Source organism: Microcystis sp. M49636_WE2, assembly GCF_030065375.1.
GTDB lineage: Bacteria > Cyanobacteriota > Cyanobacteriia > Cyanobacteriales > Microcystaceae > Microcystis > Microcystis aeruginosa_C.
This window is the reverse complement of record NZ_JASJFG010000717.1, coordinates 1-12,283: the sequence shown is the minus strand read 5'-3', so window position 1 is coordinate 12,283 and position 12,283 is coordinate 1. Positions and strand designations below refer to the sequence as shown.

General features: G+C 46.0%; 12 protein-coding genes. 9 read left to right on the top strand and 3 right to left on the bottom strand.

Features of this window, described 5'->3' with window-relative positions; all coding sequences use genetic code 11:
* Window positions 1-388 precede the first annotated feature (388 nt).
* From PX484_RS16485 to PX484_RS16470, 4 genes are all read left to right on the top strand, one after another.
* Complete coding sequence (locus tag PX484_RS16485) at window positions 389-817, top strand: CAAD domain-containing protein (RefSeq protein ID WP_002804204.1); 429 nt, start codon at window positions 389-391, stop codon at window positions 815-817.
* 856 nt (window positions 818-1,673) lie between these two features.
* Window positions 1,674-1,985, top strand: a complete 312-nt coding sequence (groES, locus tag PX484_RS16480; protein ID WP_002759486.1) for a co-chaperone GroES — start codon at window positions 1,674-1,676, stop codon at window positions 1,983-1,985.
* 46 nt (window positions 1,986-2,031) lie between these two features.
* A complete protein-coding gene (gene groL, locus PX484_RS16475; protein WP_002755764.1) occupies window positions 2,032-3,657 on the top strand; it encodes a chaperonin GroEL in 1,626 nt (541 codons plus the stop codon).
* A gap of 404 nt (window positions 3,658-4,061) precedes the next feature.
* Window positions 4,062-4,634, top strand: a complete 573-nt coding sequence (locus PX484_RS16470; protein WP_353853242.1) for a choice-of-anchor R domain-containing protein — start codon at window positions 4,062-4,064, stop codon at window positions 4,632-4,634.
* Between the two features lie 140 nt (window positions 4,635-4,774).
* Here the strand turns inward: PX484_RS16470 and PX484_RS16465 are convergent, their stop codons facing one another.
* Window positions 4,775-5,062 carry a shikimate dehydrogenase gene (locus PX484_RS16465; RefSeq protein ID WP_287766270.1) on the bottom strand — a complete coding sequence of 96 codons (288 nt, stop codon included), beginning with the start codon at window positions 5,060-5,062 and terminating at the stop codon, window positions 4,775-4,777.
* Window positions 5,063-5,199: 137 nt separating this feature from the next.
* Here PX484_RS16465 and PX484_RS16460 point away from each other — a divergent pair, with 137 nt between their 5' ends.
* From PX484_RS16460 to corA, 3 genes are all read left to right on the top strand, one after another.
* The gene (locus PX484_RS16460; RefSeq protein WP_002759475.1) at window positions 5,200-5,493 is read left to right on the top strand and encodes a hypothetical protein; all 294 of its coding nucleotides are present in this window, start codon (window positions 5,200-5,202) and stop codon (window positions 5,491-5,493) included.
* A gap of 472 nt (window positions 5,494-5,965) precedes the next feature.
* Window positions 5,966-7,243, top strand: a complete 1,278-nt coding sequence (locus PX484_RS16455; RefSeq protein ID WP_287766273.1) for a recombinase family protein — start codon at window positions 5,966-5,968, stop codon at window positions 7,241-7,243.
* Between the two features lie 91 nt (window positions 7,244-7,334).
* The gene (gene corA / locus PX484_RS16450) at window positions 7,335-8,495 is read left to right on the top strand and encodes a magnesium/cobalt transporter CorA (protein WP_288104797.1); all 1,161 of its coding nucleotides are present in this window, start codon (window positions 7,335-7,337) and stop codon (window positions 8,493-8,495) included.
* Between the two features lie 62 nt (window positions 8,496-8,557).
* On the opposite strand, the gene PX484_RS16445 is transcribed toward corA, so the two are convergent.
* Entirely contained in the window at window positions 8,558-8,731 is a 174-nt protein-coding gene (locus PX484_RS16445; protein WP_002804198.1) for a hypothetical protein, read from the bottom strand.
* 597 nt (window positions 8,732-9,328) lie between these two features.
* Between PX484_RS16445 and PX484_RS16440 the strand changes: the two genes are divergently transcribed.
* Window positions 9,329-10,447, top strand: a complete 1,119-nt coding sequence (locus tag PX484_RS16440; protein WP_287766277.1) for a universal stress protein — start codon at window positions 9,329-9,331, stop codon at window positions 10,445-10,447.
* A 221-nt stretch (window positions 10,448-10,668) separates the two neighbouring features.
* On the top strand, window positions 10,669-10,776 hold the full coding sequence (gene psbM, locus PX484_RS16435; protein ID WP_002745897.1) for a photosystem II reaction center protein PsbM: 108 nt from the start codon (window positions 10,669-10,671) through the stop codon (window positions 10,774-10,776).
* A 277-nt stretch (window positions 10,777-11,053) separates the two neighbouring features.
* Here psbM and PX484_RS16430 read toward each other — a convergent pair.
* Window positions 11,054-12,283, bottom strand: a 1,230-nt coding sequence (locus tag PX484_RS16430; RefSeq protein ID WP_288104794.1) for a pentapeptide repeat-containing protein, incomplete at its 5' end; no start/stop codon positions are given.

Genomic DNA, 12,283 nt, shown 5'->3' with positions numbered 1-12,283 from the left:
TAGCAGGTTTTTGTCTTCTTCTTCACTTAAATCAATTTTTAGAGGGGCTGGCAAGGTTTTATTCCTCCTCCATAAAGGGTTCTCTGCTATTTTATAAGTTTTTTCGCCTACCTACTTAACTGATTACTGTTCACTGATAACTGACCCCCCCCTGATTCCTCAACCCCGATCGCTACCTGCTGTTAGAATAGAGAATTGCGGTCAGACTGACGATAAAATTGAGAAGCTAAATCCTTGATTCTTAATAGTTGTTGAGAAACTTTCCGCCTACTATCGAAATTGTCCGATAATATGGGCAACAGCGAGTTAGTCTATTCAGTCTGTTAAAATTGACCCCCGTTGGTCGTATTCGCGCACTGTCTAACCTTTATGATGAGGATCAGTTAATATGGAATCAATGCAACCGACCGAGACCAAAAATCCGATTAGAACAGATTTACCCGGCTCTCTGAGCAAACCCAGCAGCAGCACCGAACAGATTTGGTCTGAATATGTAGAACCCGTTTGGGATTCGGTGATGTCCTATCTGGCTAATGTCCCCGATTATATCGGTAGTTTCTTCTCTGGATACAAAAAACCTTTAATCGTTCTGGGGGCAATTTTAGCGAGTTTTGTCACCGTGAAAGTTACCCTTGCGGTTTTAGATGCGATCGATGATATTCCCCTCCTTGCTCCTATCCTACAATTAGTTGGGATCGTTTATACTGGTTGGTTTGTCTGGCGCTATCTGCTCAAGGATGAAAATCGTCGCGAGTTATTAGCCGAAATTGATGCACTAAAAGCGCAAGTTTTTGGCAGTCACAATAACACTTTATAGATAGAATCAAGCATAAAAAACAAAGGAGTTGAGTGTTTCCGCTCAACTCCTTTGTTTTTGCACAACAGCTTACACTAGAGTTCTTGCATAAGTAGGGTTTGCGGCAAAAAGTACGGGCGAAGCATTCGGATAGAAAATCTCCGGTTTCACCGATAGGTTATTGCCCGAATGCTTCGCCCCTACAGGACGCGGGCCGATGAAGACGCAAGGTTTTGAAGCACGATTCTCTCAAAATCTTGCACTTGTTTCGCGAGAAAAGCCACAAAACCGCTACCTTGCCTACATTTCACATTTATTCAGCAAACCCTAATTAATTTTTGAGAGGGCAAAAATGAGAAAAATAGGCATAAAATTGCCTAAAATCCCTAAATAGAGCATTTAATTGATTAATGCTTATTCTTAATTCTCCTGACTCGGAGAATACTGACTCCTAAGGGACTTGCGCTTTGATAATGTACCTTTTGGGCGAACGCAGTTCGCCCCTACATTGTGGACAAAATCCGTTACTGTAGGGGCGCAATGCTTGCGCCCTCCGATCGATCAGGTTTGCTGATCACCCTAAGTAGGGGGAGAGCCTTCGAGATGTTAGGGACTTGCGCTTTGATAATGCGCCATCTGGCTGGTCTGGTTCTTCTACAGAGCGATTTTCTGGCTGGGATATTATTCCTACGCAAGTCCCTAACCCCACCAACAAACTTTTTGCCGCAAACCCTAGCTTAACACCATAGTTCGGGAACCCGTACCGATCGAGCCGTTGTCAGGGGGCCTCGTATTTCGGTAAATTAGCACTCGGAAGGTAAGAGTGCTAATCTGGAAAAGACACTTACCCAAATACAAGACAAACGGAGGATATTCCATGGCTGCAGTCAGCATCAACGTAACAACTGTTAAACCCCTAGGCGATCGAGTTTTCGTTAAAGTTAGCCCCAGCGAAGAAAAAACCGCCGGTGGTATTTTCCTTCCCGATGCCGCGCAAGAAAAACCCCAAATCGGGGAAGTCGTGGCCGCCGGGGCTGGCAAACGCAACGATGACGGTAGCCGCACCCCTGTGGAAGTGGGTGTGGGTGACAAAGTTCTCTACTCCAAATATGCCGGAACCGATATCAAACTTGGTGGCGAAGAATACGTTCTCCTCTCCGAAAAAGACATTCTCGCCGTCGTTTCCTAATCATCTCCCCTTGAAAACCCCTATTTTGCACGAATAACGAGACATTATGGCTAAATCTATTATCTACAACGAAGATGCCCGTCGCGCCCTAGAAAAAGGCATGGATCTTCTGGCCGAAGCGGTAGCCGTCACCCTTGGCCCCAAAGGTCGTAACGTCGTCCTCGAAAAGAAATTTGGCGCACCCCAAATCGTCAATGATGGCATCACCATCGCTAAAGAAATCGAACTGGAAGACCATATCGAGAACACCGGTGTGGCTTTAATTCGCCAAGCCGCCTCAAAAACCAACGATGTAGCGGGTGATGGTACAACTACCGCCACCGTTCTCGCCCACGCTATCGTTAAAGAAGGTTTACGCAACGTCGCCGCCGGTGCTAACCCGATTTCTCTGAAAAAAGGTATCGATAAAGCTGCCGATTTCCTCGTCAGTCAAATCGCCAAACACGCGAAACCCGTAGAAGACTCCAAAGCGATCGCACAAGTGGGTGCTATCTCTGCCGGTAACGATGATGAAGTCGGTCAAATGATCGCCTCGGCCATGGATAAAGTCGGCAAAGAAGGCGTAATTTCCCTAGAAGAAGGGAAATCGATGACCACCGAACTAGAAATCACCGAAGGGATGCGTTTTGACAAAGGTTATATCTCTCCCTACTTTGTCACCGACACCGAGCGCATGGAATGCGTTTTTGAGGATCCCGCTATTCTGATTACCGACAAAAAAATCGGTTTAGTACAGGATTTGGTTCCCATTCTCGAACAAGTTGCCCGTCAAGGCAAACCCCTAGTAATTATCGCCGAAGACATCGAAAAAGAAGCTTTGGCAACCCTAGTGGTTAACCGTCTGCGCGGTGTTCTTAACGTCACTGCGGTGAAAGCTCCCGGATTTGGCGATCGCAGAAAAGCGATGTTAGAAGATATCGCCGTTTTAACTGGTGGTCAAGTAATCAGCGAAGATGCGGGTTTAAAACTGGAAACCACTAAAATTGACAGCTTAGGTACGGCCCGCCGTATCACTATGAACAAAGATACCACCACCATCGTCGCCGAAGGCAACGACGTGGCAGTGAAAACCCGTTGTGAGCAAATTCGCCGTCAAATCGAGGAAACCGATTCTTCCTACGATAAAGAAAAACTGCAAGAACGTCTGGCTAAATTAGCCGGCGGTGTGGCAGTGATTAAAGTCGGTGCCGCTACGGAAACGGAAATGAAAGACCGCAAATTGCGCCTAGAAGACGCGATTAACGCCACTAAAGCAGCCGTAGAAGAAGGTATCGTCCCCGGGGGTGGTACTACTTTAGCTCACCTCGCTCCCCAATTGGAAACCTGGGCTAAAGAAACCCTCCAGCATGAAGAATTAACCGGTGCTTTAATCGTTTCTCGCGCCATTGCTGCCCCCTTAAAACGGATCGCTGAAAATGCCGGCCAAAACGGTGCAGTTATTGCCGAACGGGTGAAAGAGAAGCCCTTTAATGTCGGTTATAATGCCGCTACTGGTGAGTTCTCCGATATGTTTGAGGCGGGTATCGTTGACCCCGCTAAAGTGACTCGTTCTGCCCTACAAAATGCCGCTTCTATCGCCGGTATGGTTTTAACTACCGAGTGTATTGTGGTGGATAAACCCGAAAAAGAAAAATCCGCTCCTCCCGCTGGCGGTGGTGACTTCGACTATTAATAATTAGTCTGTTTTTTCTTGACTCGATCACTTAAATGCGATCGAGTTTTTTTTGATGAAAAAATATCACTTCGGGTTAATACGGAGTGAAACCCAACCACCGAGGATCTATTACCCTCTCCCTAAAGGAATCGCACTTGGCACGACCAGAAACTGCCCGATGTTGCCTACCACTTTCTAGCCGTTTTGTCAACACCCTATAGATTTAAATATCATACCAGACGGTAAATGATGACAAAATCTAATCAATGGTCGTACAGAAGAGACGGCTGCTATAGAATTAAGGCAATCTTTCTGAACTTTTTTAGAAATCATGAAAACCTTACCTATGTCTTTGGTGTTAGCGGGAATTAGTAGTTCATTTGTTCTAACGGGGGGGGGTAAACCCTGTCCGCGCGGCAGTTCTGATCGGGAATCTCCCAGAAACGAATGATGATGATAGTAGTGGCATTAGCACCAGCAACGTAAAAGCGCTCGCCTTTACCCTGCCCGCGGGTAACAATTACAGCCTCGACAACGCCATCCTGCGACTCGGTGGCTACGCTACAGGAGAGACTCCCCTCGTCCAGATCCGCAATGATGTCGGGGGTAGCGATCCGGGCAGTACCGTCCTCGCCACTTTCACCAATCCTACCCCTCAAGGACTGGGAGTCTTTAACTACACCTTCACTCCCACTGGCCCCCTCACGTTTGCCGCCGGTACTAAATACTGGTTATACGTTACCAGCACCAGTGGAGGTTTCAGCTGGAACGCCTCTGGTCCTAGCACAACCCCGACGGGCATCGCCACGTCATCGGGATACCGGTTGAGTAGTGGAGCGAGTTTCTCTCCCAGTACCGTTTTTAACAGTTTCCAGATCAACGCAACCGAGATAACCGGTCCGGTGGCCAGCACTCCCGAACCTGGTGCGATCGCGGCCTTGTCCCTGTTCGGATTGGGTTTACTGGGGGTTAAAGGTCGTCGGAACGAGGGATAAGTTGCCGTAGGTTGATTCATGAATCAACTCTCATAGCTGTAGGTTAGGTTGAACAGAGTGAAACCCAACCACCGAGGATTTATGTCGGGTTTCGTTGCCTCAACCCGACCTACGAATTTACTATACAAACGGGGAAACTTTTAAGGATTCGGGATCGATCGCACCAGCAGAGTCAGAATACTGGTTAATACTGCTACTACCACGGGAATAATCAACGATTTTGCTCCCTTAAGGTCGGATACATCCTTAATTAAAGCGTTCTGTGTTCCCTCTACTTTTTCCAATCGCCTATCAATAATCTTGAGTTCGGTTTTCACCTCGGCCATATCTACTTTTAGATCGGTGACATCTTTCTGTAAAGAGTCTAATTTTTCCGTGATATTTGTCAGGATAATTTCTAGGGAATCGGTGACGGGGGATTGACTCATCTGAATTTCCGGGAATATTCGATCGCCTAGTAATATTGTAGGCTGATAATCGTTGCCGTTGCCTCTGGATTGGTAATTCTGCCATCTTTCGGGAGTGATAGAATGCGAAGTATCCCCCGCAACAAGGAATTTAGTTTATGAGTCAATCGGGAGAAACCGTCACCTATTCCCTAGAAGCCATCCTGACGCGGATCGAGGGAAAGATCGATCGAATCGATGATCGCCTGACAAAACTAGAGGTAGGACAGGCAAAATTAATCGAGAAAGTCGAGGGAATGGATAAGCGGTTAGAAAGGCTAGAAAACGAACAATCGGGGCTAGTTAAGGATATATCCGATTTAAAAGGGGCGAAATCGCTGATTATCCCCGTAACCGTCGCGATTATTACCGCCATACTCACGGTTTTCCTTCGCTCTTTACCCTCTCCCTAGACAAATCGCGCCCGGCCTAGAAATTGCCAAGTCTAGCGGAACGATCGCCAGCTGGCGGGGGTTATGGAGATGGGCAGAAATTCCTTTTCCATTCGCCCGCAGGTAAGCTGTTGACTATCTAGGGTCTGCTGAATAAATCTAAAAACCTTGTTGGATAAGACTTTTAGACTTTTTTTTCCTCAAAAAGTGCCAGCCGTTGCGGGGATCGGGGGGAAAATTCAGGTACTTTTTCCCTGAAAATTAGGTAATTGACTACCTCAAAATCGGTAAAACCCCACACCCCACACCCCACACCCCACACCCTGCCCCCAGGAAAAGCTTTTTCAGCAAACCCTATCTAAATTACTGGTTAAGACTGTCTATGAGTGCCGGAGTTGGGAGCGGGGAGAGGTAGTTCGAGCATTTGTACTAAACTTTTCAAGACGCGGTTTCAAGGCAGTACAGCTTATCTATACCAGGATTTCGGCAAAACATGAAAATTATCGCCTACACCTATACCAATCCCCTGCTCGATAGTCCCCCCGATGCCTCGATTTGGGACCATTCTCCCGAACAAGTGTATCAGGATTTTGGCAATCGCTCACAACGGCAGCAACTGCTCCGCGATTGTCAAGAGACTCCCCCCCGACTGCTGATCCTGCGTCGCCTAGCAGAATTGGGAGACAATGGCACAGAAGTTAGCAAAATTTTACAATCCTTAGAAGCCCTCGACATAGATATAATTGCCCTAGAAGACCCAGATTATAAGCTGAATTTTGCCAAGATTCTGCAAGAAATATCAAAAAACGAACTAAGTAATCGTTTAAAAGTAGGTCACGCTCACAATCGTCTGCAAGCTTTACCTCCCCCCGGAAAAGCACCCTACGGTTATCGTCGTGGCAAGGAGCGTTATATACTCGATCGCAGTACCGCGCCGGTAGTCAAAGACTTTTTCGATCGCTTTTTGATTTCCGCTTCCCTGCGTTCCACGGTGCGCTATCTAGAAAAACGCTACGGTAAAAAGATATCGGTAGCTACTGCCCATAAATGGCTGACTAATCCCGTTTATCGCGGTGATTTGTGCTATCTCGGTCAAGATATTATCCCCGATACCCACACCCCGATTATCTCCCGGGAAGAAGCGGCCCAGATCGATCGCATCCTGAGAAATAATCGCAAATTACCCCCCCGCAGTGCCAGCGCCCCGCGTTCCTTAGCGGGTTTAGTCGTCTGTAGTCAATGTCAATCGGGGATGACGATTACCAAAGTGACAGCGCGAGGAAAGGGCCTAGAATACCTCTATTTGCGACCTTTGCAATGTCCCCGGACAAAAAAATGTTCGGCGATCGCTTATGAAAAAATTCTCAATAGCACAATCGAGCGCATTTGTCAAGACCTACCACCGACGATCGCTCAGATATCTTTACCGGATTTAGAGGGGATCAAACGGGGAATGAGCGAGGAAATAGGACAAAAAAACGATATTTTGTCCCAATTGCCCTCCCTAGAAGCGGCGGGAATTTTAGATCAAGAAACGGCTAATCTACGGGCCTATAAACTGAAAAACGAGATCGCGCAGATTCAAGGACGTTTAGACCAATTACCCCCCGATAACCTGACTATTATCGCTCGTGCCGTTGCTTTTCCGCAATTTTGGCGAGATTTATCGGAAATCGAGCGCCGTTTTTATTTTCGCGAGTTTATCCGTCGCATCGAAATCGAGAGGGAAACGGCTAATAATTGGCATTTACGTTTAATATTCGTTTTTTAACAATCTTGGACAATCTTAAAGTTAGCTAAAAATTGAGGAATGTTTGAGCGATCAATGCTAAGAAAAAGGCAAACAGCGATCGATCTCAACTATGAGCAATAACAAAAGATTAACTAGGTATAAAAAAGGGCGAAAATCCTCCCAGACAAAACCCCACCTTTATGATTATCACTATAATCAACCCGGGACGATGCCGGGGTTAATCACCATCGATGAAAATGCCGTTGCTACCGAGATATTTTTAGTTAATTATAACTCCCAACAAGCCACTAGAGTTAATAATCTTTTACCTCAAGACTGTCTTAAATATTTATCCAATGATTCCATCTCTTGGATTGATATCGTCGGTTTGGGTAATGAGGATAAACTGCAAGAGTTGGGGGAAATTTTTCATTTACATCCCTTAACCCTTGAGGATATAGTCAGTATTCCCCAAAGACCAAAAGTGGAAGAATGCGAGAATTATCTTTTAATTATAGTGCCAATGGCCATCCTGATCGATCATCAGGGTTTTTTGTTAGAACAAATCAGTTTAGTAGTCGGGAAGAATTATATTTTAACTGTGCAGGAAGAAGGACAATACGATTCTTTGGAAGGAGTTAGGGAAAGAATCCGTTTAAATAAAGGTTCCATCCGGCAGCAAAAATCGGGTTATTTAGCCTACTCGATTTGGGATGCCATTATTGACGGTTATTTTCCTGTTTTAGAGTCCTACGGAGAAAGAATCGAGGAGTTAGAAAACGAAATTTTAGCTAGTCCCACGGAACAGACTTTATCAAAAATTTACCAAATACGTCAGGAATTACTCTCCCTGCGACGAGCAATTTGGCCGCAAAGAGACACCCTCAATGCTCTTTTACGCGATGAGTATATTGTCATCGATACAACCATTAAACCCTATCTAAGAGACTGTTATGACCATGTGGTACAAATCCTCGATGTTATCGAAAATTACCGGGAATTTGCCAATGGTTTAATGGATTTTTACCTATCTTCCGTGAGTAATAAAATGAACGAGATTATGAAAACTTTAACGGTAATCTCGACGATTTTTATCCCGCTCACCTTCATTGTCGGTATTTATGGCATGAACTTTAATACTGATAAATCCCCTTATAATATGCCCGAATTAGAATGGTATTGGGGCTATGTATTCGTCTGGGTGTTGATGCTAACCGTTGCTTTCAGTTTAATCATTTTCTTTTGGCGACGCGGCTGGTTTAAGAACCTATCGACAGTGAAGAAAAGATAAACTGTTAAGCAGATTAGACAGACTGGATTACCTTGCCGGCATCTAGCAAGAGAAAATGGCTATCACAGAGAAATTAATAATTTAGTGTCTGCGGTATTTTTTAACACTTTCAGTTGATGGCTTCTAATTTTGTCCAACCAACTATAGTGCTGGTTGTGACATTGATAGACGATATCGATGTCACCAATCTCTAACTTAACCTGAGCCAAGTAGTTTTCTAGTTCGCTAATTTTCATAACCGATCTCGCTTGCGCTGAAGGACATCAACCCTAAACCAAGAATTATCCCTAAAGGATAGGGGTGACTACAGTTACTATTATAGGCCGACCATAAGTAGGTAGGCACAATTATTTGTAGGATGGGTTAGCGGTAGCGTAACCCATGCGGGCGTTGGGTTTCATGCTTCAACCCAACCTACGTTCATTTTATATTTAATTCCACCCACCTACTTAATTCTTAAAAAAGTTCTTATCTAACAAAGTTAGCTAATGTCAGGGTTAGATGATATCGGCGAAGTTTCTTTCTAGTCGTCTAGGGGTCAGCGCCATGACTAGGTAAAAAAGCTTATTTACCCATAATCGCGCCAAGTCAATTGAGCAAGCGGTCGATAAAATTTCCTTATTATCGATTTTAGACGAGTTACTGAAATTGGCACTAACCGTTAATTATTTTGAGGAGTTTCAGCAATTTTTTGAACAATGGTCTCAATAATTTTCTGGATTAAATGAACCAAACAGAGGAAAAATGAACGAATCATTGATGATATTCAATCCGCCAGGCTACGATCGAATTATCTTAATCTGTAAGGGGAAGTTGCCAAAAAGGAGACAATTGTGCGACGGGGAAGACATAAAATTTTTATCGGGATGGCCCCGGGGGTCGGGAAAACCTACAAGATGCTGGAGGAGGGCCATAGCCTCAGAAAGCAGGGAACTGACGTGGTGATTGGACTGCTGGAAACCCACGGCCGGAAAGAGACCGCCGCAAAAGCCGAGGGGTTGGAAATTGTACCGAGAAAAATCCTAGAGAAAGAGGGAGTCACTCTCTCGGAAATGGATACAGAAGCGATTATCGCCCGCTCACCGCAGCTGTGTCTGATCGATGAATTAGCCCACACGAATGCACCAGGTTCGGAGCGAGAGAAACGTTTTCAGGACGTGGAGATAATTTTATCTCAGGGAATCGATGTTTACTCGACCGTGAATATCCAGCATATTGAGAGTTTAAACGATCTGGTTGCCCGAATCACTGGGGTGGTGGTGCGGGAGCGAATACCCGATCGAATTTTGGAGGAAGCTGATGAAGTGATTGTGGTAGATGTTACCGCCGAAACCCTAGAAGAAAGATTATTAGCGGGAAAAATCTACGCTCCCGAAAAGATCGAACAATCTTTAAATAATTTCTTTCAACGGCGTAATTTAATCGCCCTCCGGGAACTGGCCTTGCGCGAAGTGGCCGATACAGTAGAAGAAGAAGCGAGTAATTCCACAAAATTTATCGGTCAATCCTGTCCCGTTCACGAACGGGTATTAGTCTGTATTTCCACCTATCCCAACTCTTTACGATTATTACGTCGGGGAGCGCGGATAGCGGGGTATATGAACGCGGAATTTTTCGTGATTTTCGTCGATAAACCCGAGCGCTTTCTCACGAAAGAGGAGGCTTTACATATCGAAACCTGCGAACGTTTATGTCGGGAATTCGAGGGGAAATTCTTACGGGTTAAAAGCTATCAGGTGGCGGCAGCGATCGCCGAAGTGGCCGAACGGGAACGGATCACCCAGATTGTGATCGGGGAGAGCCTTCAATCGCGCTGGAAGAATTTCATCAAAGGTTCTTTCACCCAAAAACTCATGCGCCTGATCTGGCAGAAAAATATCGATCTTCACATCATCGCCACCGATCCAAAAGTACCAATTAAAGACGCGCGAGGCAAGGGGGTGAAAAGGTGACTACCTGACTTGAAAGAGGGTGTAGGGTGTAAGGTGTGGGGTGTGGGGTGTGGGGTGTAGGGTGTAGGGTGTGGGGTGTAGGGTGTAGGGTGTAGGGAAGGAAACCTCGGGACTTTCTGCCACTTCCCCAGTCCCCCTCTCAAATCAGCAACGCCCTCTGGGATGATATTCTAGGAGTTAATCTTTAATGCAAATCCGTTGTCACTTAAGGGAGTTAACTCATGCAGGTAAATAATCTCGGCTTTATCGCTAGTATTCTATTCGTCCTAGTACCCACTGTTTTCCTCTTGATTCTGTTTATCCAAACCAGAGAGGAAACCGAGGGTTAAATTCCTTTTTTATCTCTCAATCCAAGCTTTTGGGGGGTTCTACCCCCCAAACCCCCCGTTGGGGGCGTGGCGCCGCCCCCAAACCCCCCGCGCATTAGTTTTTCGGTGGGATGCTTACACGCAGCTGCCAATACATCTGTCATAATTTAACAGTCACTCCCCTTGCAGAAGTGCCTCTCCTGATATGTAGCCTATACTCAGCGGATTTAGTATAACCTATCGGTGAAACCGGAGATTTTCTATCCGAATGCTTCGCCCGTACTTTTTGCCGCAAACCCTATTTAGTATTACAATCGATCGGATTTGGCGGATCTGAGTTTTTGTCCCTTTTGAGTTTCTCGATTTCTCGTTGATTGGCTTCCCGGTCAGCAGCCACCCATAATTGTTTATCTTCATCCCACTTGGATTCCGTGTATATTGCTTTTTCCCAAAAGCAGGCCGATTTAATTTGTTTTGGATTAAGACCCTCGGCTCCGTTGAGGATGGCTCCGTTGAGGTTAGCTCCGTCGAGGTTGGCTCCGTTGAGTTCGGCTCCGTCGAGGTTGGCTCCGTCGAGGTTGGCTACGATGAGGTTGGCTCCGTTGAGTTCGGCTCCGAAGAGGCCGGCTTCCTTGAGGTTGGCTCCGAAGAGTTCGGCTCCGGTGAGGTTGGCTCCGATGAGGTTGGCTCCGTTGAGGATGGCTCTGTTGAGGTTGGCTCCGATGAGGTTGGCTTGGACGAGGAAGGCTCCGTTGAGGTAGGCTCCGATGAGGTTGGCTCCGATGAGGTTGGCTCCGTTGAGGTTGGCTCCGTTGAGGTTGGCTAGGATGAGGTTGGCTTCCCTCAAATTTGTCTGGCTTAAATCAAGAATTTTAGTTTTATTAAAGTAAGTTGTTTCAGCCAAATTATCCCCAGCTTGGTCATTCTCAACTTTACGCCGCCCGATTACCGTTAAAGCGGCCTGAACTGGAATACTCACGGAAGGGAGTTTTTCTAGGGCCTTCTGTCTTTCCTCTGGCTCCAGTTGTTGAATATTCGAGGGAATGGGGGAATTTTTACGAATGTAGGAAGTCAGGACTTCCATAATTGTCCATTGATCCTTGGGAGAATCTTTGGCAATTCGCTCTAGGGAATAAATGCCGCCAATTACCACCTCCTCTTTACCACTACCGATTTGCTCGACAGCTTTCGAGAAGCGCTCGGTAATCAGACGTTGCTGAGTCAGTTGCATTTCCGCTTGAGAATTGAAATAATTGACAATAAGCCCAATTCCTGCCAAAAGGGTAGCAATTAATCCCAGGGCAGAAATAATCGTTTTGACCACATCAATGGCAAAGGTGCGGCTGTCTTTGTCTTCACGGGCAAAAAGCCCCGGTATTTGCTGAAATAGCCAGAAGGGAAAGATTAGCAGTTTCCAAGCAACTCTGACAAGAGACTGGAGCGATAGCAACAATCTTTTAATTAGCCTTTTTCCCCCGCGATAGGGCATCTTTAGATTCCAAGCAAGAATCGCTCTGGGATGTTGGCT